The 25021-nt window shown below is 60.8% G+C and carries 23 protein-coding genes; 10 read left to right on the top strand and 13 right to left on the bottom strand.

What is annotated here, in order from left to right; translation table 11 throughout:
- Positions 1-265 precede the first annotated feature (265 nt).
- The 3 genes from rpoD (at position 266) to AC1DZE_RS13645 (ending at position 4132) form a co-directional block, all read left to right on the top strand.
- Complete coding sequence (gene rpoD, locus AC1DZE_RS13655) at positions 266-2743, top strand: RNA polymerase sigma factor RpoD (RefSeq protein WP_477671038.1); 2478 nt, start codon at positions 266-268, stop codon at positions 2741-2743.
- A gap of 220 nt (positions 2744-2963) precedes the next feature.
- A complete protein-coding gene (locus AC1DZE_RS13650) occupies positions 2964-3527 on the top strand; it encodes an RNA 2'-phosphotransferase (protein ID WP_477671039.1) in 564 nt (187 codons plus the stop codon).
- Positions 3528-3586: 59 nt separating this feature from the next.
- On the top strand, positions 3587-4132 hold the full coding sequence (locus AC1DZE_RS13645) for a DUF4291 domain-containing protein (RefSeq protein WP_477671040.1): 546 nt from the start codon (positions 3587-3589) through the stop codon (positions 4130-4132).
- A gap of 9 nt (positions 4133-4141) precedes the next feature.
- Here AC1DZE_RS13645 and AC1DZE_RS13640 read toward each other — a convergent pair whose 3' ends face one another.
- Positions 4142-4858 carry an NUDIX hydrolase gene (locus tag AC1DZE_RS13640; protein ID WP_477671041.1) on the bottom strand — a complete coding sequence of 239 codons (717 nt, stop codon included), beginning with the start codon at positions 4856-4858 and terminating at the stop codon, positions 4142-4144.
- Positions 4859-4963: 105 nt separating this feature from the next.
- Here AC1DZE_RS13640 and AC1DZE_RS13635 point away from each other — a divergent pair, with 105 nt between their 5' ends.
- The 7 genes from AC1DZE_RS13635 to AC1DZE_RS13605 all read left to right on the top strand — a co-directional run bounded on the left by AC1DZE_RS13635 (position 4964) and on the right by AC1DZE_RS13605 (position 12357).
- On the top strand, positions 4964-5995 hold the full coding sequence (locus AC1DZE_RS13635; protein ID WP_477671042.1) for an SPFH domain-containing protein: 1032 nt from the start codon (positions 4964-4966) through the stop codon (positions 5993-5995).
- Positions 5996-6019: 24 nt separating this feature from the next.
- Positions 6020-6952, top strand: a complete 933-nt coding sequence (locus AC1DZE_RS13630; RefSeq protein WP_477671043.1) for a diacylglycerol kinase catalytic domain-containing protein — start codon at positions 6020-6022, stop codon at positions 6950-6952.
- 61 nt (positions 6953-7013) lie between these two features.
- Positions 7014-7877, top strand: coding sequence for a cysteine hydrolase family protein (locus AC1DZE_RS13625; RefSeq protein ID WP_477671044.1), 864 nt, complete (start codon positions 7014-7016; stop codon positions 7875-7877).
- 30 nt (positions 7878-7907) lie between these two features.
- Positions 7908-9101: a nicotinate phosphoribosyltransferase gene (gene pncB / locus AC1DZE_RS13620; protein ID WP_477671045.1), complete on the top strand. Its 1194-nt coding sequence runs from the start codon at positions 7908-7910 to the stop codon at positions 9099-9101.
- Positions 9102-9108: 7 nt separating this feature from the next.
- On the top strand, positions 9109-10809 hold the full coding sequence (locus tag AC1DZE_RS13615; protein ID WP_477671046.1) for an NAD+ synthase: 1701 nt from the start codon (positions 9109-9111) through the stop codon (positions 10807-10809).
- A 6-nt stretch (positions 10810-10815) separates the two neighbouring features.
- On the top strand, positions 10816-11877 hold the full coding sequence (locus tag AC1DZE_RS13610) for an NUDIX domain-containing protein (RefSeq protein ID WP_477672790.1): 1062 nt from the start codon (positions 10816-10818) through the stop codon (positions 11875-11877).
- Positions 11878-11880: 3 nt separating this feature from the next.
- Positions 11881-12357 carry a nucleoside 2-deoxyribosyltransferase domain-containing protein gene (locus AC1DZE_RS13605; protein ID WP_477672789.1) on the top strand — a complete coding sequence of 159 codons (477 nt, stop codon included), beginning with the start codon at positions 11881-11883 and terminating at the stop codon, positions 12355-12357.
- Positions 12358-12404: 47 nt separating this feature from the next.
- On the opposite strand, the gene AC1DZE_RS13600 is transcribed toward AC1DZE_RS13605, so the two are convergent.
- The 12 genes from AC1DZE_RS13600 to AC1DZE_RS13545 all read right to left on the bottom strand — a co-directional run bounded on the left by AC1DZE_RS13600 (position 12405) and on the right by AC1DZE_RS13545 (position 25017).
- The gene (locus tag AC1DZE_RS13600) at positions 12405-13301 is read right to left on the bottom strand and encodes a dienelactone hydrolase family protein (protein ID WP_477700192.1); all 897 of its coding nucleotides are present in this window, start codon (positions 13299-13301) and stop codon (positions 12405-12407) included.
- Positions 13302-13353: 52 nt separating this feature from the next.
- Positions 13354-14430 (bottom strand): aldose epimerase family protein, encoded by a 1077-nt coding sequence (locus AC1DZE_RS13595; RefSeq protein ID WP_477672787.1) that lies wholly within the window; start codon positions 14428-14430, stop codon positions 13354-13356.
- A gap of 17 nt (positions 14431-14447) precedes the next feature.
- On the bottom strand, positions 14448-15416 hold the full coding sequence (locus AC1DZE_RS13590) for a TRAP transporter substrate-binding protein (protein WP_477671051.1): 969 nt from the start codon (positions 15414-15416) through the stop codon (positions 14448-14450).
- A 154-nt stretch (positions 15417-15570) separates the two neighbouring features.
- The gene (locus tag AC1DZE_RS13585) at positions 15571-16536 is read right to left on the bottom strand and encodes a Bug family tripartite tricarboxylate transporter substrate binding protein (RefSeq protein WP_477671052.1); all 966 of its coding nucleotides are present in this window, start codon (positions 16534-16536) and stop codon (positions 15571-15573) included.
- An 80-nt stretch (positions 16537-16616) separates the two neighbouring features.
- Positions 16617-17498, bottom strand: coding sequence for a 2-hydroxy-3-oxopropionate reductase (gene glxR, locus AC1DZE_RS13580; RefSeq protein ID WP_477671053.1), 882 nt, complete (start codon positions 17496-17498; stop codon positions 16617-16619).
- A gap of 91 nt (positions 17499-17589) precedes the next feature.
- On the bottom strand, positions 17590-18372 hold the full coding sequence (gene garL / locus AC1DZE_RS13575; protein ID WP_477671054.1) for a 2-dehydro-3-deoxyglucarate aldolase: 783 nt from the start codon (positions 18370-18372) through the stop codon (positions 17590-17592).
- 83 nt (positions 18373-18455) lie between these two features.
- Positions 18456-20042, bottom strand: coding sequence for a galactarate dehydratase (gene garD / locus AC1DZE_RS13570; RefSeq protein ID WP_477671055.1), 1587 nt, complete (start codon positions 20040-20042; stop codon positions 18456-18458).
- Entirely contained in the window at positions 20042-21133 is a 1092-nt protein-coding gene (locus tag AC1DZE_RS13565) for a lactonase family protein (protein ID WP_477700191.1), read from the bottom strand. Before AC1DZE_RS13565 ends, garD begins: the two co-directional genes overlap by 1 nt.
- A gap of 28 nt (positions 21134-21161) precedes the next feature.
- Complete coding sequence (locus AC1DZE_RS13560; RefSeq protein WP_477671057.1) at positions 21162-22460, bottom strand: TRAP transporter large permease; 1299 nt, start codon at positions 22458-22460, stop codon at positions 21162-21164.
- 9 nt (positions 22461-22469) lie between these two features.
- Complete coding sequence (locus AC1DZE_RS13555; protein WP_477671058.1) at positions 22470-22958, bottom strand: TRAP transporter small permease; 489 nt, start codon at positions 22956-22958, stop codon at positions 22470-22472.
- 144 nt (positions 22959-23102) lie between these two features.
- Positions 23103-24074, bottom strand: a complete 972-nt coding sequence (locus AC1DZE_RS13550) for a TRAP transporter substrate-binding protein (protein WP_477671059.1) — start codon at positions 24072-24074, stop codon at positions 23103-23105.
- Between the two features lie 46 nt (positions 24075-24120).
- Positions 24121-25017, bottom strand: coding sequence for an SMP-30/gluconolactonase/LRE family protein (locus tag AC1DZE_RS13545; protein ID WP_477671060.1), 897 nt, complete (start codon positions 25015-25017; stop codon positions 24121-24123).
- Positions 25018-25021: the final 4 nt, after the last annotated feature.

Genomic DNA, 25021 nt, shown 5'->3' with positions numbered 1-25021 from the left:
TGAAACTTCGGGGAACTCACAGATGAGACGGCCACTTCCCCCAGGGAATTTCCGCAAGGACTGCACACCAAATGTTCGCCCAAACAGCTTGCCCGGGAAAATAAGCCGCCATGTGCCTTTGGCATTGCCCGGCCTGTTTTCCGCCCTCTCGTTTTGACTCTGAACTCTTGTCACCGTGCCTGTGCTTTGTACAGGCGCAAAGGCGCATTTTTGTTTACTGGTAGCTGATCGATATTTAAAACAATTCCCGACAACTGGAGGTCCTATGCCTACTGCCAAGCCGAAGAAGCCGAGCACGTCCAAGAAGCCGCAAGGTGCGCAGCCCAAAGCTGCCGCAAAGCCCAAAGCCAAGGCAGCGCCCAAAGCTGCTGCCCGGCCCGCAGGCAAGCCTCCAGTCAAAGCAGCAACCAAGGCTGCCGCAAAGCCTGCCGCCAAAAGCGGCAAGGTTGAAAAGCCGGGAAAACACGCCATATCTGTTAAACCCAGCAAACCCAATGCCCTGGTGAGCAAAGCCCCCCTGAAAACCGCGAAATCCGCGATTTCCGATTTGCCCCTGAAGAAAGCCCCCGCCGTGCCGACCAAGTCCAGTCCTGAAGCCAAGCCCCTCGCCGTCTCCGCCGACGTGCCCGTGAAGAAGAAACCCGGCCGCCCGCCCAAGAACCCGGCAGCCGAAGGCAGCGCGCCTGCCACTACCACCGGCGCCAAGCGCGGCCGCAAGCCGAAGAGCGCCGCCGGCCCGGTCAAGACGGGGGAAGACCTCGACATGTCCGACATTGAAGACGATCTCGTCGGGGAACCCATCGCGGAAACGACCGAGAAGGTCAAACCGCTGCGCATGAAAATCAGCAAGGCGAAGGAACGCGCCCTGATGAAGGAATTCGGCCTGGACGAAACCGTCCTCTCCGAAGAAGACATGCTCAAACGCCGCCTGCGCCTGAAAACCCTGATCAAGCTGGGTAAAACGCGCGGCTACCTCACGCATGGCGAAATCTCCGACCACCTTCCCGACAAGCTGGTCGATGCTGAAACGCTGGAAGTCGTGGTCAACATGCTCAACGACATGGGCGTGGCCGTGTACGAGCAGGCGCCTGACGCCGAAACCCTGCTGCTGAACAACACCGGCCCTACGGTCGCCACTGAAGAAGAAGCCGAAGAAGAAGCCGAAGCCGCGCTGTCCACCGTCGACAGCGAATTCGGCCGGACCACCGACCCCGTGCGCATGTACATGCGTGAAATGGGCACGGTTGAGCTCTTGACGCGCGAAGGCGAAATCGAAATCGCCAAGCGCATCGAGGGCGGCCTCATGAAGATGATGGAAGCCATCTCGGAAAGCCCCGCCACCATCGCAGAAATCATGCGTCTGGGCGAAGAAATCCGCGAAGGCAAAATCGTCATCTCCACCGTGGTCGACGGCTTTTCCAACCCCAATGAAGCCGACGACTATGTGGCCGAAGAAGACTTTGACGAATTCGACGAAGAGGACGACGACGACGGCAAGGGCGGCTCCAAGGCCCTGACCAAGAAGCTCGAAGAGCTCAAGAAAGAAGCACTCAGCCGCTTCGACAAGATCGCCACCCTGTTCGAGAAGGTCCACAAGACCTACGACAAGGAAGGCTACGGCACACCGACTTACGTAAAGTCGCAAAAAGCCCTGAGCGACGAGCTGATGACGGTGCGCTTTACCGCCAAGACCATTGAAAAGCTGTGCGACATGCTGCGCGGCCAGGTGCTGGACGTGCGCAAGAAAGAGCGCGAGCTGCGCCGCATCATCGTCGAGAAATGCGGCATGCCGCAGGAAGTCTTCATCAAGGACTTCCCGCCCAACCTGCTCAACCTGAAATGGGTTGAAAAGCAGGTTGCCTCCGGCAAGCCGTGGTCGGTGGTGATGGCGCGTAACGTGCCGCCCATCCAGGAACTGCAAACCAAGCTAGCTGAGTTGCAAGCCCGCGTGGTGGTGCCGCTGGGCCAGCTCAAGGACATCAACAAACGCATGAACGAAGGCGAGTCCAACTCGCGCGACGCCAAGAAGGAAATGATCGAGGCCAACCTGCGCCTGGTGATTTCGATCGCGAAGAAGTACACCAACCGCGGCCTGCAGTTCCTTGACTTGATCCAGGAAGGCAACATCGGCCTGATGAAGGCGGTCGACAAGTTCGAATACCGCCGCGGCTACAAGTTCTCGACCTATGCCACTTGGTGGATCCGCCAGGCGATCACGCGCTCCATCGCCGACCAGGCGCGGACCATCCGCATCCCGGTGCACATGATCGAAACCATCAACAAGATGAACCGCCTGTCGCGCCAGCACTTGCAGGAATTCGGCTTTGAGCCGGACGCCAGCATCCTGGCCGCCAAGATGGAGATTCCTGAAGACAAGATCCGCAAGATCATGAAGATCGCCAAAGAGCCGATCTCGATGGAAACGCCGATCGGTGACGATGACGATTCGCACCTGGGCGACTTCATCGAAGACAGCGCCAACACCGCACCGCTGGAAGCCGCGATGCAGGCCGGCCTGCGCGATGTGGTCAAAGACATTCTCGACAGCCTGACACCGCGCGAAGCCAAGGTGCTGCGCATGCGCTTCGGTATCGAAATGTCGACCGACCACACGCTCGAAGAAGTCGGCAAGCAGTTCGACGTGACGCGCGAACGCATCCGCCAGATCGAAGCCAAGGCACTGCGCAAGCTCAAGCACCCTTCGCGTTCGGACAAGCTGCGCAGCTTTATCGACACGCTGTAAACAGCTTTTTCTTCAAAGCTTCTTGAAAGCCCGGCCCCGCAAGGCGCCGGGCTTTTTCATGTCAACACCAAAATCAATGCATATTGACCGCCGATTCGCGCTCATTGCCTGCTGATCTGTTCAGGGGTTTGACTTTCCGTTGTTTGGTTGTATTATGCAACCCTATAAGTTGCTCAGAGCAACCTATAAATCAACCTATAACAATAAAAAAGGAAAATTCATGACCCCACAACAACTCACCAGCACCAGCAAGTTCCTCAGCCTGGTACTGCGGCACAAGCCGTCCACCATCGGGCTTTCGCTAGATGCGGCGGGCTGGGCCAACGTCGATGAGCTGCTCGCCAGGGCTGCGTCGGCAAACCATCCCCTTTCTCGTGCCCTGCTCGAAAAAGTCGTCGAAACCAGCGACAAAAAACGTTTCGCCTTCAGCGACGACGGCTTGCGCATCCGCGCCAACCAAGGCCATTCTGTGGATGTCGAACTTGGCTTGCCGCCTTTGGCTCCGCCGGCAAGGCTTTATCACGGCACCGCATCGCGTTTCCTCGACGCCGTCCTGGCGGAAGGCTTGACCAAGCGCCAGCGCCATCATGTCCACCTGAGCGAAAGCAGCGAAACGGCTACCGCGGTGGGCCAGCGTTATGGTCAACCGGTTCTGCTTGCCGTGGACGCCCAGCGCATGGCGGCAGAAGGTTATCTGTTCTTTCGATCGGAAAACAATGTATGGCTGACCGATCATGTGCCGCCGGTTTACCTCTGCGTTGTTGAGGCCGGGAGCCCTGAGTGAAACTGACTACTGCTCCTTACGTAGAACAGCGACGGGTATGGCCAACAGAGGGTCGGCATGTGTTAGCGCACCACGACGCGGACACCATCGTCGTTTACCAGGCTTATCGACCCAGCACGGCGGCGTACGCCATTGAGCATGGGCAGTTGGGCGGTCCTGACTTCAGCTTCAACCGCATGAGCTGGATCAAGCCAAACTTCTTGTGGATGATGTATCGCTCAGGCTGGGGTAGCAAAGAGGGGCAAGAAGGGGTCTTGGGCCTGAGACTGAGGCGTACGTTCTTTGACTCGCTTCTCGCCGCCGCCGTGCCTTCCATGTTCGACAGCGAGGTCTATGCGAACCCACAGGAATGGCAAGCCGCCGTTGCGACTTCGAATGTCAGGCGCCAGTGGGATCCAGACCACGCACCATCGGGCGCGAACCTCACCCGCCGGGCCATACAGCTCGGTTTGCGCGGGGAGGCCTTACGCGCGCTGGCCACGACCGAGCTGCTGGAGGTGATCGACATGAGCAGCTTCGTCGCATCGCAGCGCCTGCAAGCCACGGATGATGATCCCAACCTGCAAGTGCCGGTCGAGACGGTGTACATCGAGCGGGCCGCATAGGCCATCCCCTTAGCTACGGGGGCTGAAGGTCCTCGGAAAATACATCACTGCACGCCTGTCTTTCAGGCGGTAGCCCATGGCAGGCCTGGGCGATCCTACGTCGAGAAAGCCTTCCTCCTTCAGAAAGTCCGCCGCCAGCGCGCGAGTCCGGAACCCGCTTTTGTCGATGGACCGCCCCAACACCACCTCATACATTTTCTGCAATTGCGGCAGCGTGAACGGTTCCGGCAAGAGGAAAGCCGGCAGCGAGGTGTATTCCACCTTGCTTCGCAGGCGCTCCAGCGCAGCTTGCAAGATGTCGCTGTGGTCAAACGCCAGCCGCTTACGGGGCGACAACTCATCTACCGGATGCCATTTGGCCGGCTTGGCTTCATCCTGAACCAGTTGCACAGAGTCGGCGGGCAATAGCGCAAAGTAAGCATGCGTCGCCGACCAGCCGCGCGGATCACGCGTTTTGCCGCCCCAACTGCCCAACTGTTCCAGATAGGGGCTCTTGACGCCGGTCTTGTCGAGCAGCTTGCGCCTGGCGCAGGCCTCCAGCGAGTCGTCCTTGTCAACATCCACAAAACCGCCAGGGAGGGCCCAGGCGTCCGGGAACGGCTCTTCCGGCCCCACGGGCCGTTTAACCAAAAGGACCTGCAAGTGTTCGTCCAGCACGGTGAAGATCACTATGTCGACCGTCGTCAGCGGTTTTTCAAAGTTCAGGTGTTTCGGTTTGGCGGCCATTTTTTTTCTCCCGTTTGACAAATCTGAATTAGGTTGTATTATGCAACTCATAAAAAGGTTGTTCAATACAACCTATCGAACAATTAACCACAAGGAGAAAGCACCATGTTAGGCATCCGGTTCATCAAGTCCCAGCCCACGGTTCACCTGATCCAGTTCAAAAGGGGGAAAGTGATCCGGGAAGGCGCAGGCCAGTCCTTTTATTACTACGCGCCCACCTCTACCGTGGTGGCGGTGCCCGTGGCCAGCGCCCACCACCCCTTCATGCTGACCCTGGTGACCTCCGACTTCCAGAACGTCACGGTGCAGGGGCAGGTCACCTACCAGGTCAAAACGCCGCAGCTGACGGCTCGCCTGATGGACTTCTCGTTGAAAGCCAACGGCCAGGGTTATGCATCGGACGACCCACTCAAGCTGGGCGACCGTGTCGGCATGCAGGTACAGGTCATCATCCAGCAAAAAGTCCAGGCACTGGCGCTCAAGGAAGCCCTGCTCTCCTCCGCCGAGATCGCCCGGCATGCCGAAGCCAGCCTGGGCGCGCAGCCCGAGATCGCGGCCTTGGGCCTGCAGGTCCTGGGGGTGTCCATCCTGGCCATCAAGCCGACCCCTGACATCGCCCGGGCTCTGGAAGCCGAATCGCGCGAGGCCAACCTCAAGGCTGCGGACGACGCCATCTACCTGCGCCGCATGGCCGCGGTCCAGAACGAGCGCTCTATCCGCGAAAACGAACTGGACACCGAAGTTGCCGTGGAAGACAAACGCAGCCAGATCGAGGACGCCAAGATGGCCGCCAAGGCATCGGTGATGCGCAAGGAAAACGCCCTGCGTACCGAGCAGATGGATTCGGACGTGGCCCTCGAAGAGAAACGCAAGCTTTACGTCAACGGCCAGGCCGCCAACTCGCGCACACTGGCCGAGGCAGAAGCGGCCCGGCTGGACGCCATCATGAAGACCTTCCAGGCGGTAGATCCCCGCACCATCCAGGCACTGGCTTCGGCTGGCATGGACCCAGCCCAGCTGATCGCCCAGGCCTTTGGCGGCATCGCCGACAAGGCCGAGAAGATCGGCCAGTTGAACATGTCGCCCGAACTGCTCAACTCGCTGCTGGCAGGCGCGAACGCCGGTACCCGGAAATAAGCAGAAACAGGAAAGGACAAAAACATGTCTGCAGCCGAGAACCGCAAGGTGGTGTTGGTCACGCGCCAGACCCGGCTCGAAGAGCTGGTGGCGCGCTATCAGACCCTGGGCCAGGCTCAGTTTTACCTGGAACACCTGGGCGCCGACTTCACCGACTACCTGCGCGAGAACGAGGCCTATGCCTCCAGCCTGCGGGTGGTCGCGGAAACCTTGCAGGCCTGGGGCCGCTACCAGATCATCGACAGGGCGCACCTGAGCAACTACATCTTCGCGGCCGACGACATCGTGGTGACGCTGGGCCAGGACGGCATGGTGGCCAACACCCTGAAGTACCTGAACGGCCAGCCGCTGGTCGGCGTCAACCCGGAGCCCAAACGCTGGGACGGCGTGCTGCTTCCGTTTGAGCCCTCACAGCTGGCATCAGTGCTGCCCGGGGTGGCGAGGGGCAGCCGCGCGACCTCGCTGGTGACCATGGCGGAGGCCAGGCTGTCCGACGGGCAGGTGCTGAGGGGCGTCAACGACCTGTTCATAGGCCCGAAAAGTCATACCTCGGCGCTCTACGACATCGAGTTCCGCGGCGTGAAGGAGGCGCAGTCGTCTTCGGGCCTGATTGTCGCAACCGGGCTGGGATCGACGGCCTGGCTTAAAAGCATCATCACTGGCTCCATCGGTATCGCGCAAGCGGTGGGCTATGGGCGGGGTGACGAATACGAACCCATGCCGCGCGACACCGACCACCTCGTCTTCGCCGTGCGGGAGCCCTTTGCCAGCCGGGCCTCCCAGACCTCCCTGCTGTACGGAGAGATCGAGGAAACGGACGTGCTGACGCTGCGCTCGCGCATGCCGGACAACGGGGTCATCTTCTCGGACGGCATGGAGGCTGACTTCCTGCGTTTCACCGCCGGCATGGAAGCCCGCATCGGCGTCTGCGAGACCAAGGGAATCCTGGTGGAATAAAACCGGCCGCTGCTGCGAGAATCGGCGGCAGTGCACCCAATCAATCTCAACAGAGGACAGCATGAAGAAAAACATCCAGCTTTTGATCATCGACCCGCAAAACGACTTTTGCGACCTGCCGGCCGACTGGCTGCCCATTGACCCGGTGACGGGGAAAGCCACCTCGCCGGCCTTGCCCGTGGCGGGTGCCCATGCCGACATGCTGCGCCTGGCCACGCTGATCCGTGAAGGCGCGCCCGGCATTTCCGCCATCGGCGTGACTTTGGATTCTCACCACAGGTTTGACATCGCTCACCCGACCTTCTGGAAGACCGGCGCCGGCGCGGCCGTGGGGCCGTTCACGCCGATCACGGCGGCGCAGGTGCGCAAGGGCGACTACCTGCCCAAAGATGCGGCCATGCTGCCCAGAGCCCTGGCCTACATCGACGAACTCGAGCGGCGCGGCCGTTACACCCTGATGGTCTGGCCGGTGCACTGCGAAATCGGCAGCTGGGGCCACAATGTGCACCCCGCCGTGAAGGCTGCCTACAACAGCTGGGAAGACAGCCGCCTTGCCATGGTGCAAAAGATCGGCAAAGGCAGCAACCCCTGGACCGAACACTACAGCGCCATGCAGGCCGAGGTGCCGGATGAAGAAGACCCGGCGACGCAGCTCAACACTGCGCTGATCGCCTCGCTGGACCAGGCGGACCTGCTCATCATCGCCGGCGAGGCCAGCAGCCATTGCGTGAAAGCGACCACCGAGCACATCGTGGAAAACCTGCCGTCCGGCAAGACCGGCAAGGTGGTGCTGCTGACCGACTGCATGAGCCCGGTCGGCGGTTTTGAAGCGCAGCACCAGGCCTTCCTGGACGACATGGCCGGCCGCGGCGTGGTGCTGTCGACCAGCACGGAAATCCTCAAAGCCCTGCAAGCCAACGCCTGAGCGACGTTCTCTCTTCATCACAAAGCCACTATGCAACCCATCATTCAAAGCCTGCTGGACACCGACCTCTACAAGTTCACCATGTGGCAAACCATGCTGCACCGGCATCCGCAGACTGAGGCCGAATACAGCTTTGTCTGCCGTAACCAGCCGGGCTACCCCTTGAGCGAGCTGCTGGCCGAGGTCAATGCGCAGCTCGACCATCTCTGCACCCTGCGCTTCCAGCCCGAGGAACTGGCCTACCTGCGTGGCCTTCGTTTCATCAAGAGCGACTTTGTCGACTTCCTGCGCATCTTTGAATTCCAGCGAGAGTTCATCAAAGCCACGGTCGACGGCCCCACGCTGGTGATCAAGGCCGTGGGCCCGCAGGTGCACACCATGGCCTTCGAGATCTTCGTGCTCGCGATCGTCAACGAGCTCTATTTCCGCCGCTCTGACCAGGCTGTCGCCCTTGTGGAGGGACGCAAGCGCCTGCAGGGCAAGATTGACATCCTGCGTGCCTTCGAAAAAGAACCCTCGCTGCGCAACCCCTTCGAGTTCTTTGACTTCGGCGTGCGCCGGCGTTTCTCGCGCGACTGGCAGACCGAAGTGGTCACCACGCTCAAACGCGAAGTCCCGCAGTATTTCAAAGGCACCTCCAATGTGCTGCTGGCCAAGGAGCTCAACCTGGTGCCCATCGGCACCATGGCCCACGAATACCTGCAGACCTACCAAGCGCTGGGCATGACGCTTCGCGACTTCCAGCGGGCCGCACTCGAAGACTGGGTGCAGGAGTACCGCGGCGATTTGGGTGTGGCCCTGACGGACGTCGTCGGCATGGACGCCTTTCTGGCGGACTTCGATCTCTACTTCGCCAAATTGTTCGACGGCCTGCGCCATGATTCCGGCGACCCGTTTGTGTGGGGTGAAAAAGCCCTGGCCCACTACGCCAAGCTGCGCGTGGACCCGCAGAACAAGCGCCTGGTGTTTTCCGACGGGCTGGACGTGCCGACCGCGCTCAAGCTCTACCGCGCCTTCGCCGGGCGCACCCAGACGGGCTTCGGCATAGGCACCAACCTGACAAACGACGTCGGGCTGACGCCGCTGAACATCGTGATGAAGCTGACCGGCGCCAATGCCAGGCCGGTGGCCAAGCTGTCGGACAGCCCGGGCAAGACGCTGTGCAACGACCAGACCTTTCTGGCCTACCTGCGCCAGGTGTTCCGTTTTCCTGCTTCGGTTTGAGGACAGCATGCTCAAAATCACCGCCGCCCAACTGAACTTCACCATAGGCGACCTCTCAGGCAATGTGGCCAAGATGGTCACGGCCGCCAGCAAGGCCTGGATCGACCAGTCCGACATCGTTGTCTTCTCCGAGATGTCGCTCACGGCCTACTACCCCGGCGACATGCTCGAAGAAGAGGGCTTTATGGAGCGCGTCGATTCGGCTCTCCAGGATCTGCTGCTGGCTTCCCGCCAGATTCCTAATCTCTGCTGGGTCATCGGCCTGCCCGCGCGCCGCGAAGCGCCGGGCAAGAAGCTGCGCAACTCGCTGCGCGTGATCAAGGGCGGCGAGGTGCTGCTGGAATACGCCAAGCAGTTGCTGCCCACCTACAACATCTTCGATGAACGCCGGCATTTTGAACCCGGCCAGGATGTGGCAAAGGTCTTGCGCATCCGGGATGCCAAGGTAGGCGTGCTGATCTGCGAAGACGGCTGGAACGATGAGGGACTGGATTATGCGATCAACCCCTTTGACCGCATGCGCGACGCCGCGCCCGACCTGGTGATTTCCATCAATGCCAGCCCGTCCAACATCGGCAAGCGTGAACAGCGTCACCAGATCTTTGGCGCCGCCAGCAAGCGCAACCAATTGCCCATCCTCTACGTCAACCAGGTGGGCGGCCATGACCAGCTTGTCTATGACGGTGCATCGTTCGCGGTGGAGCCCCAAGCCGGTGTGGTGTTTGAAGCCGAACGCTTCGCCGAAGACGTGACGACCCTGCGCTTTGAAAGCGGACGGTTCCTCACGCTGGCCGGGGATGAACCCGCCCCCGTTCCCGTGGAGGGACTGCCGACCATGGAGTTCTACCGGCGCCAGATCGTGCTCGGCCTGCAGGACTATGCGCGGCGCTGTGGCTTCACCCGCGCGGTGATCGGATCGTCCGGCGGTATTGATTCGGCGCTGACGCTGGCGCTGGCCGCCGAGGCCCTGGGCCCATCCAATGTGACGGCCATCACCATGCCCTCGCGGTTTTCGTCGGCCGGCTCGGTCGATGATTCTGAAGTCCTTTGCCGCAATCTGGGGGTGGAGCTGCTTCACCATCCGATCGCCGACATCGTGAACGAATTTTCCGGTGGATTTGAAGCCGCCTTCAGCCAGCCGCTGCACGGTATTGCTCTGGAGAATCTTCAGGCCCGTGCACGCGGCACCATCCTGATGGAATACTCCAACAGCTTCGGGCATCTGCTGCTGACCACGGGCAACAAGTCCGAGATCTCGGTCGGCTACTGCACGCTGTATGGCGACACCAACGGCGGCTTGGGCCTGATCGGCGACCTTTACAAAACCGAGGTGTTCGCCCTGTCAAGTTACCTCAACGAAGTCGCAGGCAAAGAAATCATCCCTCAGGCCATCATCGACAAAGCCCCCTCCGCGGAGCTGGCGCCCGATCAGAAGGACGTGGACAGCCTGCCACCTTACCCGGTGCTCGACGAGGTGCTCAAGCTCCTGATCGAAGGCCGGCGGCTGGCCGGGTGGGAGTACGAGAAAGCGTCCGCTTTCGTCGCGCAACTGCGCCGGCAGCCCGAGAGTCTCGCAATGATCGAACGTATCAAGGGCATGATCGCCCGCAACGAGTACAAGCGCCGGCAGGCCCCCCCCATCATCCGTCTGCGCGCGCGCGCCTTCGGCTCCGGTCGCCAGATGCCGATTGCCGCCAAATTTCAATAGGCTCTCATGACATCAAACCCTAAAAAACACGACGTCTCGATTTATATCGGGAGGTTCCAGATCTTTCACAACGGGCAGCTTGCGCTGCTGCGCCGGGCCCTGGAAGCGGCGCCGCTGTGCATCGTCGTACTTGGCTCGGCCTACCAGGCCCGCACGCCCAAGAACCCGTTCACCTGGCAAGAGCGGGCGGAAATGATCCGCCTGGCCCTGCCTGAGTCCGACCGGGACAGAATCCGGTTTCTGCCTGTGCGTGACTACTATGACCAGGAACGCTGGGTATCGGCGGTCAAGCACGGCGTGGCGGAGCTGGTGGGCGAGAAATCCGGGACATCCTTTGTGCTCGTCGGGCACTTTAAAGATGCGACCAGCGAGTATTTGAAGAATTTCCCCGGCTGGACGCTTGATGCCGTCGAATCGCAAGGCAGGATCGATGCCAGCGCATTGCGTGACGCTTACTTTGGCAATGCCGGCGCGGCGCTGGAACCGGCACTCGCCGCATTAGTGAGTCAGGCGCCGGCCAGCACCATCGCATTTCTTCGCACCTGGGCGGCCTTGCCTTACTTTCCTGAACTCGCACAGGAATGGGAGAGCCTCAGGCAGGAAAAGGCGAAGTGGGCCGGCTCTCCCTATGCGCCGGTTTTTGTGACGGTGGATGCGGTCGTGAAATGCAGTGACCGGGTATTGCTGATACAGCGCGGACGTTCTCCCGGCAAGGGCTTGTTTGCCGTGCCGGGCGGATTCATTGAGCAGCGGGAAACGGTGTATCAGTCAGCCTTGCGCGAGCTGGAGGAAGAAACCCAGATGCGCTTGCTGGAAGGCGATATGAAAAACGCCTTGAAAGCAGTCCACGTGTTTGACCATCCGGATCGCAGCTTGCGCGGCCGCGTGATCACCCATGCCCACTTCTTTGATCTGGGCTCGCGTCACCTGCCGGAAATCCAGGCGGCCGACGACGCGGCGGCGGCTGAATGGATTCCAGTCAATCAATTGACCTCCATGGAGGACCGGTTTCATGACGATCACTTCCACATGCTGGATTTCTTCTTCACGCTGACCGAGCGCATTTGAGAAATGCAGCTTGTCCTGCCACCCACTCGTCTTTCCACGCTGTCTTTTGACAAAGCCGTGTTCCTGGCGGGGTCCATCGACTTGGGAAAAAGCGTTGACTGGCAAGCGGAGCTGGCATTGTCTCTGGCGGACTGTCCAGGAACCTTGCTCAACCCTCGCCGGGCCCAGTGGGATTCAAGCTGGCAGGCGCAAGCCGACTTTCCACCGTTTCGTGAGCAGGTCGAATGGGAATTGAGCGCGATGGAAGCCGTGGGGATGGTGGCGTTTTACTTTGCCCCGCAATCCCAGGCTCCCGTCACTTTGCTGGAACTCGGCCTCGCGGCTCGCGAAAGAAAGGCGGTGGTCTGTTGCCCTCCGGGCTACTGGCGAAAGGGAAATGTGGACATCGTGTGTGCACACTACGACATCCCCATGGTCACTGCGCTTGAAGACCTCTGCCAGGAAATCCGAAATTATTCCATGGGCAAGTCAGGGACTTGATGAGCCGGCCCCGCAGGGTTCCGGGCTTTTTTATGCCCGATCAAAACTCAGGGCGCCGTCAGTCCCACCTTGCGCACGAACGCATCCAGCGGCACCGACCACATTTTTCCGCCGTAGGTCAGCAGTGAATGCCCGTCATGTCCCTGAACCGGGCCGGTCTGGATGAACTGTGTATCGCTGCCACCGGCACTAAAAGCCTCGTGCCATCCGCGGGGCGCCTCGGCTCCCCAGAACTGGTCGTTCTCGGCGTAGAGCCACAGGTTGGGCACCTTGACCAGCTTGCCGAGTTCACCATAGGTTTTACCCATGTTCTCGGGCTTGCAACTCCTGGCCGGGGAGTCTTCCGGATTACCGCCGGAGCCGCCCGCGAAATTGACGGCGCCGACGACGCCCGGCAGATTGAGCGCCGCGACCGACACCGTCGTCATTCCGCCCACCGACTGCCCTTCGAGCAGCACCCTGTCCTTGCGCACCCAGGGCTGCTGCAGCGCCCATTGGTGCAACGCGACTACTGTCTGGCCCGCGTGGCTGGCCACACGCGTGAAGTCGGGGTCGCCGGTGCAAACCTTGCCGCTCCACCGGATGCCGGAGTCCTCCCTGTCGGTGCCCCCGGTATCCCCGTATCCCGGCCGTACCGGGGCAACCACGGCAACACCCTTGCGAAGCCAGTAGTTGGCGTGCCCGACCAGCACCGGATACTCAAGCTTGGCCCTGTCAACGCGCGACGGCGCCCGCCCGTGGGAAAAGATCACCAGCGGAAACGGACCTTCGCCTGCGGGCTTGTAGAGATGGGTGACAACCTCATACTGTTTACCGTCGATCAGCAGAGGCAGTTTGACGATCTGCGGCGGCACGCGCTCGGGCTGCTGCGCCCATGCTGGCATGCCGGTCGTCTGCGCCGCCCACACCATCCCAAGCATCCACGCCAGTTTCCACCATCGCATGCTCAGCTCCTTGCTTGTTGCCGGAGCATTTTGACATGCGGAACGCACTTGCCTAGGAAGTGCTGAAGCGGTAGAGCGTGCGGCCCTGGCGGCTCCGTCCCAGCTCATGCACGGCGGAAGGAAATGCCGGCACATTGGGTGCGTTGGGGTACCCTTGCGGCTCAAAGCACAGGCTTTGCTGCTGCGCGTACTGCCTGCCGCCCTTGCCCGGCCCGCCAGCCAGCGGTTCGCCTGCCACAAGACCGGTGTAGAACTGCATGGTGGGCTCGGTCGACCAGACTTCCATTACCCGCCCGCTAATGGGTGCACTCACGCGCGCGCATAGCGCCAGATCTTCATCACTGGCGGCAGAGCGGTCAATCTCAAAACAGTCGTCATACCCGGCGACGAGGCCGATACCGGCCTCGGCTTGCAAGCCGCACACGCGCTTGTTCAGCACGACCGGCTTGCGCAAATCAAACGGCGTTCCTTCCACCGGCAGCAACCTGCCTGTTGCGATGAGGTCAGGCGCCATCTCGAAATAGCGGCCGGCGCAAATCGTGACCTCGTGCTCCAGCGCATTACGACTTCCCGGGCCTTCGAGATTGAAAAAAGCATGCGTGGTGAAATTGGCTACCGTGGGGGCATCCAGCGCGAGCGCCTCGTAGTCGAGCACCAGCTCGTTCGCCTCGGTCACGCTGTAGGTCAGGCGCAGCGTCATCGTGCCCGGAAAGCCCTCTTCCCCATCGGCAAACACATAACGCATTTCAACGCTGGAATCGCTGCGCTGCACCGCAGCGAATACCCGAAAACGCGAGCCTTTCACGCCGCCGTGCAAACAATGCGGGCCGTTGTTGGCGGCCAGCACATGCTCCTTGCCACCCAACGTGAAGCGCGCATGGCCAATACGACCTGCATAGCGCCCGATGAAGGCACCCACTGAAGGCGCTCCGCCGATCACGCCGTCGATGCTGTCGTAGCCCAGCACCACGTCGCCAAAATGTCCATCGCGGCCGGGCACCAGAATCTGCTCGATCTTGGCGCCGTAGTTGGTCACGCAAACCGTCATTCCCTGCCGGTTGCGCAGCGTGAACAACCCGACGGACTTGCCGTCGATCTCGCGCACAAACCGCGCGGGATCAAGCAACATGACGGTATTCAGCTTGCTCACTTGGCAATAATGGTCAGCAATTCTTCGCGTGTGGTCGGATCGGCCATGTATTTTCCGTACAGCGGCCCCATGCGCCTGACCATGGGCGATGCGTCCCTGACCTTGACGAACTGCGAGCCCTGTTTGGTCGTTGTCTCCAGGGCAGCGGCAACTCGCTTGTTCCACAACTCGCGCATCAGGATGGCCGACTTGGCCCCGGCATCGGCGAAAGCGGCCTTGTCTTCCTTGCTCAGCTTGTCCCAGAGTTTCGTCGACACCACCAGCGCTTCGGGCGAGATCACGTGGTTGGTCATATAAACGTTTTTTGCGACTTTGTAGTGGCCGGTGGATTCATACGAAGGCAGGTTGTTCTCGGCACAATCCACTTTACCCTGTTCCAGAGCGCTCAGCACATCCTTGAAAGGCAAGGCCACCGGCTTGGCCTCCATGAGCTTCACCATTTCGATATAAACCTCGGACTGCTGAACCCGGATATTCATGCCGGCCAGGTCCCTGATGTTGTTGACGGGTTTGACGCAGTAAAAAGAACGTCCACCACCGTCGTACCAACCCAGTACAACGAAGCCAGCAGCCTTCAGGTTGGCAGAAAACCGTTCGCCCAGCTTGCCGTCCAGGTGGCGGAACATGTGTGCGGAGTCGGTGAATAGAAAAGGGAGGTTCAGTACCTTGATACCCGGCACGGCATCCGACAGCGGGCCCGAGCTGAACTCAGCCACGTCAATCTCGCCGCTCTTGAGCATCTGAACGGCCTTGGGCTGGTCGCCAAGTGTGCCGCTGTTGAAAAGCTCGATGTTGTAGCGACCACTGGTGCTCTTGGCCACCTGCTCTACAAAACTCTTCATGGCTTCCGATACCGGATAACCATCGGGATGGATGTTCCATGCCCGCAGCTTGGTCTGAGCCATGGCGGCGCTCGCGCATAGGGCAAAAGAGAGGCACAAAAGCCCCTTGAATGAAGTCCGCATGTTTTTGTCTCCTGGCGTGGCTAATAACGGCCAGCCTCTGATGGGCCGACTCGTTTCTTTTCAAGATTGAATCCCTTGCTCGATATTCCCACGGATGCGCGCTCACAACCCAAAGATATCAGGCAATATCACCACTAAATCACGCAACGATTTTTCAATCCAGTTTGATGTTTGCTTCTGCAACAACTTTGGCCCAGCGGCTGCGCTCCTGATTGAAAAACACATCCTGCTGTGCCGGTGTCATGGTCACTACCTCGGCGCCTTGTCCCGCCAACTTGGCGCGGATGTCCGGGCTGCGGATGATCTTGATGAGCTCTGTGTTGAGGCGATTGATGACGGCTGCCGGCGTACCATTAGCCACCAGCAAGCCCTGCCAGGTGCCCGACTCGAAGTTGGCAAGCCCCTGCTCCGCCAGCGTCGGCACATTGCCAATCAGCGGCATGCGCGTACTCTTGGAGACACCCAGGATCTTCAGCTTCCCGCTTTGCACATGCGGCAAGGTGGCCAGCATGCCGTTCATCAACACCTGGGTCTGGCCGGCGATCGTATCGCTGACGGCTTGCGAACCGCCCTTGTAGGGGATGTACTGCCACTTCGCCTTGCTCGCCCGCTCGACCGCAACACCAGCCAGGTGCGGTGCGCTACCCATGGCCGTTACCGCAAAGTTCAGGTCGGTCTTGTGCGAAAGCGCTACGAGCTCCTTGAGATTGCTGGCGGGTACCGAGGGATGAACCACCAGCAGGTGCGGCGAGTAGGCCAGCATCGTGACACCACGCAAGTCCTTGGTCGGGTCGAAACCCAGCTTGGGATAGACCGAAGGGCTGATGGCCAGAGCGCCGGTGTCGCACAGCAGCAGCGTGTAGCCGTCGGGTGCTGACTTGGCCACGATGTCGGCGCCCAGGTTACCGTTGGCGCCAGCCTTGTTGTCCACGATGACCGACTGCTTGAGCGCCTCGGACAGAGGCTGCGCAATGGCGCGCGCGATGATGTCTGAAGAACCGCCGGGTGGGTACGGCACCACCAGGCGTATGGGTTTGGACGGCCATGAAGCCTGCGCGCTCGCAGCGCCAGTCCCCAAAGCCAGTGAAGCAGCAATAAGCTCTCGTCGATTGATCGGCATGTTCGTCTCCGGATGTGTGAAAAAGCGGTGTCCTCCACCAGCTGCGCCGTGAGCCTCTGTGGGCTCTTCATGCGGATGAGTTACGCGACTTCGTGGTTGCCCAGAAGTTCAAGCGCGCGCACCAGAGCGGAATGGTCCAGGTCCTGCATGCCGTTGGCGGCACAGGCCTGCATCAGCTGGGCGGCGCCCGCCGTTTGCGGCAAAGCCAGACCCAGCGTACGCGCACCGCTGAGCGCGAGGTTCAAATCCTTCTGGTGCAAGCCGATACGGAAGCCCGGCGCAAAGGTGCGCTTGATCATGCGTTCGCCGTGAACTTCCAGAATGCGCGACGAGGCAAAACCGCCCATCAGCGCCTGGCGCACTTTGGCTGGATCGGCGCCAGCCTTGCTGGCAAACAACAGGGCTTCACCCACGGCCGCGATGTTCAGCGCCACGATGATCTGGTTGGCCACCTTGCAGGTCTGGCCGTCGCCGTTGCCGCCCACCAGGGTGATGTTCTTGCCCATCAGTTCGAACAACGGCTTGACGAGGTCAAACGCCGCCTGCGGGCCGCCCACCATGATGGTCAGGCTCGCAGCTTTGGCGCCGACTTCACCGCCCGACACCGGGGCGTCCAGATAGTCGCAACCGAGGGCGTCAATTTTCTTGGCGAACTCTTTGGTGTCCATCGGCGAGATCGAGCTCATGTCGACCACTGTCTTGCCCTTGGTCAGCACCGAGGCCACTCCGCCCTCGCCAAACAGCACGTTCTCCACGTCGGGCGTATCGGGCAACATCAGGAAAATGATGTCCGCCTGCTTTACTACGTCGGCGATGGAGTCGCAGGCCTTGCCCTTGCCGGTCAAGAGAGCCGCAGGCACTTTGCTCCGCGTGTTCATGAAAACCTCGTGTCCTGCCGCAATCAGGTGCGCAGCCATCGGCGCGCCCATGATGCCCAAGCCGATAAATCCAAGCTTGCTCATAAAAATGCTCCTTGTTTGTAAAAAATAGCAATGGCCCCGGACGCGCGGTCCACAAGGCGCATCCCGGACCAGGTCCGGGATGACAGAAAAATCAGGCGAGGTATTTGTCGCGCAGGGCCTGTGTGGCGCCACGGAAAACGCCGAGGTCGCTGCCGACGCCGACAAAAGTCGCGCCCATCTCCATGTAGCGGCGCGCGTCGGCCTCCACCGGCGCCAGGATGCCGACCGGTTTGCCGTGCGCCTTGGCGGCGGCAAAAATTTTCACCATGGCGGCCTGCACCTCCGGGTGCCCGGCATTACCGAGGTGGCCCAGGCCGGCGGCCAGGTCGGACGGGCCGACAAACATGCAGTCGACACCGTCGATGGCGGCAATCTCGTTCGCTGCCGCCGTGCCGGCGATGCTTTCGATCTGCACCATCACGCAGATGTGGTCGTTGATGGACTTGAGGTAGTCCGGCACCGTGCCGTACTTGTTGCTGCGCTGGGACACCGACACGCCGCGAATGCCTTGCGGCGGGTAACGGGTGGCGGCGACGGCGCTGGTGGCCTGCTCGGCGGTTTCGACAAAGGGGATCAGGAAGTTGTAGAAGCCGGCATCGAGCAGGCGCTTGAGCTCTACCGAGTTGTTTGAGGTCGGGCGCACCACCGGTGCGCTGCGGCTGTCTTTCAGCGCCATCAGTTGCGGGATGTAGGTGGCCATGTCGTTGGGCGAATGTTCACCGTCAAGCAGGATCCAGTCGAAACCGGCCACGCCCAGCACCTCGGTGGTGATGGCGTTGGACAGCGAGGACCAGCAGCCGATCAGTTTTTTGCCGGCCAGCAGGTCGCGCTTGAAGCTGTTGGGAAAACTTTGATAAGGGGTTGCTTGTGTCATGAGTTAACTCTCTTTTTATCGATGATCTCTGTTGATCAGGTAGGCAGTGAATCTTTGAATCTATACGTCAATGCATCAGTCCATCAGGTAATGGGCGCCGGGTTGAACAACACCAGCGCGTTGTGCAGCTTCCAGTGTTCGGCCCAGGTTTTCTTTCGGCCGCTGGCAACGTCCAGCATGAACTGGAACAGCTCCCAGCCGACGTCTTCAATGGTGGCATCGCCGTCGGCAATACGCCCGGCATTGATGTCCATCAGGTCGTGCCAGCGCCGGGCGAGGTCGCTTCGCGTGGCCACCTTGATGACCGGCACTTCCGCCAGGCCGTAGGGCGTGCCGCGGCCGGTGGTAAACACATGGATGTTGATGCCCGCGGCCAGCTGCAGCGTGCCGCAGATGAAGTCGCTGGCGGGCGTGGCGGCGTAGATCAGGCCTTTTTGTTTCACCTTCTCGCCGGGTGCCAGTACACCGCTGATGGGCGCGGAGCCTGACTTGACGATGGAGCCCATGGCCTTTTCCACAATGTTGGAAAGGCCGCCTTTTTTGTTGCCCGGCGTGGTGTTGGCGCTGCGGTCAACCTGCCCTTTTTTCAGGTACGCGTCATACCAGGCCATCTCGCGGATCATCGCGGCGGCCACTTCAGGGCTGCTGGCCCTCGATGTCAGCTGGTCAATACCGTCGCGCACTTCAGTGGTCTCGGAAAACATCACCGTGGCGCCGGCACGCACCAGCAGATCGGTGGCAAAGCCCACCGCAGGGTTGGCCGTGACACCAGAGAACGCATCGCTGCCACCGCATTGCACGCCCACCACCAGCTCGCTGGCGGGCACCGTTTCGCGGCGTCGCGCATTCAGGCGTTCGAGATGTTGCAGTGCCATGTCCATGACCGAATCAATCATGGACATGAAGCCGACATGGTTCTCGGACTGCAGGCACACCACATCCAGCGCGGCTTCCGCATTCGTGCCCACATCGGCCACGTTGCGTTCATCGACGATCTGGATGGTGCCCGGCGGCAGCAAACGTTCAGGCTGCAGCTTCTCGCAGCCCAGGCTGACCACCATGACTTCACCGCCGAAGTTGGGGTTCAGGCTGATGTTGCGCAGCGTGCGGATCGGGATGATGGCGTCCGGCGCATCGATGGCCACGCCGCAGCCGTAGGTGTGCTCCAGCCCCACCACATCATCGACATGGGGAAAGCGGGGCAACAACTCTGCCTTGATGCGCTTGACGGCGAAGTCCACCACGCCGGCCACGCACTGCACGGTGGTGGTGATGGCCAGGATGTTGCGGCTGCCGACCGATCCGTCCGGGTTGCGGTAGCCCTCAAAGGTGTAACCCTCCAGCGCGGGCTGAGGGGCCGGCCGCACGGTGGCGATGGGAAGCGCGTCCAGCGTGCGCGCGTCGGGCATCTCCAGCAGGCGTTCATGCACCCAGCTGCCGGCGGGAATATCTTTCAATGCGTAACCGATGGGCACGTTGTAACGCAGCACCGCCGCGCCCTTGGGCAAGTCGACCAGCGCCACCTTGTGGCCCTGCGGAACCCGCTCGATCAGCGTCAACCCATCGGCAAACACTGCGCCCGCTGGCAGGCCACCATCGTTGGCAACAATGGCGACGTTGTCCGCACCGTGCATGCGGATAAAAAGAGGGTTGACGTTGGTGCGTTCCATCAGAAGTCGACGATTTCCACCCAGTTCGGGTTCTTGCCCGCGGGCTGGCTCACCCCGGCGGCAGGCACACCCGTGGCCGCATCGATCGGATGCAGCGACACGGCATGGGAGTCCTGGCCGGTAGAGATAAGGAACTTGCCGCTCGAGTCCACCGCAAAGCCGCGGGGCGTTTTCTCAGTGGGCGTTGTGCCGGCTGTTTGCAGCAGGCCGGTGGCAGGGTCTATTTTGAATGTGGTCAACGTGCTGGAAGTACGCTCCGATCCATACAGATACCGTCCGTCGGCGGACAGCTGGAGGTCTGCCGCCCATGGCTTGCCCGTAAAACCAGCCGGCATGACAGTGCTTCGCTGCAGATGGCGCATGGCGCCCTTGCCAGCGTCGTATGCAAACACATCCACACCGCCGTCCAGTTCGTTAAGCAGGTAGACATGCGTCTGGGCCTTGTTCCACAGGAAGTGCCGCGGGCCGGTTTTGGCCGGCGACACATTCACCAGCGCCGGATCGTTGGCGCTCAGCTGGCCGGTCTTGGGGTCGAAGCGCCAGCTCGACAGGTTGTCGCCGCCCAGGCTGGTGGCAAATACATAACGGCCCGCAGGGTCCTGGTGAATGGCGTGGGCGTTGGGCGAAGTCGGAACGATCTGCTGGACGGGCCCGACAAGGCCGTCGGCACCCACGCTGTTCACCGTGATCTTGTTGCCGCCATAGGAGGCGGCAAAGAGCCAGCGGCCAGAGGCGTCCAGGTCAATGTTGGCCATGCTGTCGGCCAATGAGGCCTCGCCGAGTTTCTTCAGCCCGCCGTTGGCGCCGTCGATGGCAAAGGTGACAACGCGAAACGGCTGCGAGCGCAGGGCCACGTACAGGATTTTTTTGTCCTTGCTGACCACCATGGGCATGGCGGTTCCGCCCACAGGAACCCTCGCCACCGGCTTGAGGGAACTTGCGGCGCGATCCAGCTGAAACACCGAGATCTCCTGGCTGTCGGCGTTGCTGACATACACCCAGGTGGCTGCGCTGCTGGCGCCAGCGGCAGCCATGGTCCCGGCAAAAACGGCGGGGATCAGGACCTGGCGAATGGTGGTTCCTGTTGTCATGGATGTCTCCGTTGTGTTGTTGAACTTTTTACTTGCCGACCGTCATGTAGAGGCTGGGCAACCACATGGAGAAAGCCGGCACAAACGTGACCAGTGCGAGCGCGAAAATCAGCGCGCCATAGAAAGGCCAGATGGTCCGCATCACGGTGCCCACGGACACTCCGCCAATGGCACACCCCACGAACTGGGTCGTTCCCACGGGCGGCGTGTTCAATCCCAATGCGCAGTTGATCAGCAACACGATGCCGAACTGCACCGAGCTCATGCCGTAGTGCTGGGCAATCGGCAGGAAGATGGGCGTGCACAGCAGGATGGTCGCGGCCATGTCCAGGAAGGTGCCCAACACAAACAGGATGATGTTGATCAGCAGGAAGATCACCCACGGTGTGGTGGTGATTTGCGATAGCATCTGGCCTGTCAACTCCGCCACGCCATAGAGGCTGATGAGGTAACCGAAGGTGCTGGAGATGCCGATCAGCAGCAAGATGACGCCGGTGGTCTTGACCGCCTTGGAGGCCGCCTTGATGAAGTGCTCCCATTTGATGGAGCGGTAAACAAAGATCGTCAGCGCCAACGCATACAACACGGCAACGGCCGCAGACTCTGTCGCCGTGAACACACCCGACAAAATGCCGCCCAGGATGATGACCACGATCATCAGGCCCGGCAAGGCAGCCGCGAGTGAACGCGCGACGATGGACCAGCCGGGAAAGGTGCCTGCGGGGTAACCACGCTTCACGGCCACCAGGTAAGCGGCCGCCAGGTTGCAGATGGTCAGGATCGCGGCAGGCACCAGCGCAGCAAGAATCAGCGCTGCGATCGACACCTTGCCACCGGCAGCCAGCGAATAAATGATCAGGTTGTGGCTGGTCGGCATCAGTGCGCCCACCAGTGCGGCGTGCGTCGTCACGTTGACCGCATAGTCGGCATGGTAACCCTCTTTTTTCATCATCGGGATCATCACGGCACCCATGGCCGAAACGTCAGCCACAGGCGAACCGGACACACCGCCGAACAAGGTGCAGGCCACCACATTGGACATGCCCAGGCCGCCGCGCACATGGCCCACCAGGCCGCGCGCGAGATTGACGATACGGTCCGCCACACCGCCGTAGAGCATCAGCTCGCCGGCAAAGATGAAAAATGGAATCGCAAGGAAAGAGAAGATGCCCATGCCTGACGTCATCTGCTGGAAACCGACGGCCAGGGGCAGGCCCTCATACGCCAGCGTGGCCAGGGCCGAGAGGCCAATCGAAAAGGCAACGGGAACGCCAAGCAGCAGAAACAGTGTGAACGAAAGGCAGAGAATAAGTAATGGAATTGTCATGATGGATGCTTAGCCCCAGGCTGGTTCAACTTCGCGGCCTTTGGCCAGGGCAATGATGTGTTCGATCGAGAACATCACGATAAGAACGCCGGCCACAGTGGCAGGCACATACTTCCAGCCCTCGGAAATCCAGAGGGTGGGCAGGCGGTAGCCCCACACGGATATTGCGAGATAACCGCAGTTCCATGCCATGGCAGCGCCGAAGAGCAGGACCAGCGCGTGAATCAGGTACTCCATCTTCAGCCGCAGCCAGTCGGGCGCCAGCACCAGCATGGACTCGAGGCCGATGTGGCCTGCATCGCGGACGCCGACGGCAACACCCAGCATGGTCACGTATACAACCAGCAGAAGCGCCAGGCTTTCGGCCCATGTCGGCGTGTTGTTCAGCACGTAGCGGCCGAACACTTGCCAGCTGACGGCGCAAATCACCGCTACCAGCCCGAAGATACCCAGCCACATGCAGGCCCGGGCGAGCTTGCGACAAATTGTTGTGTACATAAATTGATCCGGATCTGTTGGACCGGCGTTGGTAGAAAAGAAACTGTTGGCGCCGGTCTTTCCGGCGGCCTGTTATATTTTTGCTCGCTGACATCTCCTGTCACCGGCGATCAATCGCCGATGACGAGAGGGGTCATACCTTGCTTACTTGGTGTCCTGGATACGCTTGACCAGCGCCTTCAGCTTTGCATCCACAATAAATTTGTCATAGACAGGTTTCATCGCGTTCTGGAATGAAGCCTTGTCGACCTCAATGAACTCGGCGCCACCGGCTTTGGCGATGGCCTTGGATTTGGCTTCACGCTCGTCCCACAGTTTGCGCATGTAAGGAACCGACTCTTTGGCCGCCTGGCGAATCGCCTTCTGGTCATCCGCACTCAGGGTGTCCCAGGTCCGCTTGGAGAACAGCAGCATTTCAGGGGCCAGCGAGTGCTCTGTGATCGAGTAGTACTTGGCCACTTCAAAGTGACGCGAGCTCTCATACGAAGGGTAATTGTTTTCAGCGCCGTCAACCAGGCCGGTCTTCAGTGCGGTGTAGACCTCGCCGTAAGGCATGGGGGTGGCATTGGCACCCATGGCTTCCAGCAGTGCAACCCACAGGTCGGATTGCTGGACGCGGATCTTCATGCCCTTGGCATCGGCCAAGGTGCGGACTGGTTTTTTGGCGGTATAGAGCGAGCGAGCGCCGCTGTCGTAGTACGCCAGGCCGATAAAGCCCTGTGGTGCGCAGGAGGCGAGGATCTCTTCACCGATCGCGCCGTCCAGCACATGGCGCATGTGTTCCGTGGAGCGGAACAGGAAAGGCATGGTCGGCACTTGCGTCTCAGCGCAAATGTTGTTCATCGGCGCAATGTTCACGCGGGTCATGGCCAGCGCGCCGATCTTGGTCTGCTCGATCGTGTCCTTCTCGTTGCCCAAAGCGCTGTTGTTGAACACCTTGATGGTGTGCTTGCCGTTGGTCAACACCTTCAGGCGCTCACCCATGAACTTGACAGCCTCGACGGTGGGATAACCGTCGGGGTGGATGTCCGACGAACGGAACTCGGTGGCGAAGCTTGCCAGCGGCATCAGCGCCAGTGCAGCGGCAACTGCAAACAGTGTTTTTTTAATCTTCATGTCTCATCCTCTAGGGTTGGTGGTGGAAAACAGGTAGCAGGAACTTTTAATACAGACACGCGGGCTCAGGCAGCCCGCGCACGCCGGGGCGCAGCGCGAACACACCGCCGGCCAGCGGCTGGTCAGATAAGTCGATGCCTTCGGGGCGTATCGACGTCACGAACAGGGTGTCGAGCCCGGCGCCGCCAAAGGCGCACATGGCAGGTTTTTTGACCGGCACGGCCAGCGAACGGTCCAGCTTGCCGGCGGGCGTGAAGCGATGAATCAGGCCGGCGTCGTTGCCGCAGATCCAGTAGCAGCCGTCGGCGTCGACTGCCGCGCCATCAGGGCGGCCGGGTAGCGGGTTCATGTCGACAAAGACGCGCCGGTTGTATGGCGTGCCGGTCTCGGTGTCGTAGTCAAAGGCCCAGATGACCTGTACCGACGGATGCGAGTCCGACAGGTACATCGTGCGGCCGTCGGGGCTGAAGGCCATACCGTTCGGCGTGATGAAACCGTCCAGGAGTTTTTTTAGTTCGCTATCTTTTTTGTAGCTATAAATACAACCCACACGTGCGCCGGCAGCCATATTCATCAACATGGTACCGGCAAGAAAGCGCCCCTGACGGTCGCAGCGGCCATCGTTAAAGCGCATGCCGGGCGTGGCATGCGTAACGGCGGCAAGCTGCTTGAACCCAAGCTGGCCATCCGCCCGTGGACTCAGGCGGAACACGCCGCTTTCAGTGCCTGCGACCCAGTCCTGCGTGCCGCCTATCGACGCAACGCAGGCCAGCATTTCGGGAGCGGCCCATTCGGTGAGCACGCCTTCGGCCACGCTCCAGCGGCACAGCCTGCGCGCCGGAATATCAACCCAATAGAGCGCTTGTTCGGCGGCCTGCCAGACAGGGCTTTCCCCTGTGCCATTGCGCGCATCCAGAACCAGCTCGACGTGAGACTCGCTCATGTTT

It is taken from the genome of Polaromonas sp. P1_F1, assembly GCF_056405795.1.
The sequence above is the reverse complement of the archived record's forward strand: the minus strand, read 5'-3'. Positions and strand labels throughout refer to the sequence as shown.

Excerpts from the sequence above, each read along its gene's own strand:
- rpoD (WP_477671038.1), top strand. The coding sequence starts at position 266 with ATGCCTACTGCCAAGCCGAAGAAGCCGAGCACGTCCAAGAAGCCGCAA.
- AC1DZE_RS13650 (WP_477671039.1), top strand. The coding sequence starts at position 2,964 with ATGACCCCACAACAACTCACCAGCACCAGCAAGTTCCTCAGCCTGGTA.
- AC1DZE_RS13640 (WP_477671041.1), bottom strand. The coding sequence starts at position 4,858 with ATGGCCGCCAAACCGAAACACCTGAACTTTGAAAAACCGCTGACGACG.
- AC1DZE_RS13635 (WP_477671042.1), top strand. The coding sequence starts at position 4,964 with ATGTTAGGCATCCGGTTCATCAAGTCCCAGCCCACGGTTCACCTGATC.
- AC1DZE_RS13630 (WP_477671043.1), top strand. The coding sequence starts at position 6,020 with ATGTCTGCAGCCGAGAACCGCAAGGTGGTGTTGGTCACGCGCCAGACC.
- AC1DZE_RS13625 (WP_477671044.1), top strand. The coding sequence starts at position 7,014 with ATGAAGAAAAACATCCAGCTTTTGATCATCGACCCGCAAAACGACTTT.
- pncB (WP_477671045.1), top strand. The coding sequence starts at position 7,908 with ATGCAACCCATCATTCAAAGCCTGCTGGACACCGACCTCTACAAGTTC.
- AC1DZE_RS13615 (WP_477671046.1), top strand. The coding sequence starts at position 9,109 with ATGCTCAAAATCACCGCCGCCCAACTGAACTTCACCATAGGCGACCTC.
- AC1DZE_RS13610 (WP_477672790.1), top strand. The coding sequence starts at position 10,816 with ATGACATCAAACCCTAAAAAACACGACGTCTCGATTTATATCGGGAGG.
- AC1DZE_RS13605 (WP_477672789.1), top strand. The coding sequence starts at position 11,881 with ATGCAGCTTGTCCTGCCACCCACTCGTCTTTCCACGCTGTCTTTTGAC.
- AC1DZE_RS13600 (WP_477700192.1), bottom strand. The coding sequence starts at position 13,301 with ATGCGATGGTGGAAACTGGCGTGGATGCTTGGGATGGTGTGGGCGGCG.
- AC1DZE_RS13595 (WP_477672787.1), bottom strand. The coding sequence starts at position 14,430 with ATGTTGCTTGATCCCGCGCGGTTTGTGCGCGAGATCGACGGCAAGTCC.
- AC1DZE_RS13590 (WP_477671051.1), bottom strand. The coding sequence starts at position 15,416 with ATGCGGACTTCATTCAAGGGGCTTTTGTGCCTCTCTTTTGCCCTATGC.
- AC1DZE_RS13585 (WP_477671052.1), bottom strand. The coding sequence starts at position 16,536 with ATGCCGATCAATCGACGAGAGCTTATTGCTGCTTCACTGGCTTTGGGG.
- glxR (WP_477671053.1), bottom strand. The coding sequence starts at position 17,498 with ATGAGCAAGCTTGGATTTATCGGCTTGGGCATCATGGGCGCGCCGATG.
- garL (WP_477671054.1), bottom strand. The coding sequence starts at position 18,372 with ATGACACAAGCAACCCCTTATCAAAGTTTTCCCAACAGCTTCAAGCGC.
- garD (WP_477671055.1), bottom strand. The coding sequence starts at position 20,042 with ATGGAACGCACCAACGTCAACCCTCTTTTTATCCGCATGCACGGTGCG.
- AC1DZE_RS13565 (WP_477700191.1), bottom strand. The coding sequence starts at position 21,133 with ATGACAACAGGAACCACCATTCGCCAGGTCCTGATCCCCGCCGTTTTT.
- AC1DZE_RS13560 (WP_477671057.1), bottom strand. The coding sequence starts at position 22,460 with ATGACAATTCCATTACTTATTCTCTGCCTTTCGTTCACACTGTTTCTG.
- AC1DZE_RS13555 (WP_477671058.1), bottom strand. The coding sequence starts at position 22,958 with ATGTACACAACAATTTGTCGCAAGCTCGCCCGGGCCTGCATGTGGCTG.
- AC1DZE_RS13550 (WP_477671059.1), bottom strand. The coding sequence starts at position 24,074 with ATGAAGATTAAAAAAACACTGTTTGCAGTTGCCGCTGCACTGGCGCTG.
- AC1DZE_RS13545 (WP_477671060.1), bottom strand. The coding sequence starts at position 25,017 with ATGAGCGAGTCTCACGTCGAGCTGGTTCTGGATGCGCGCAATGGCACA.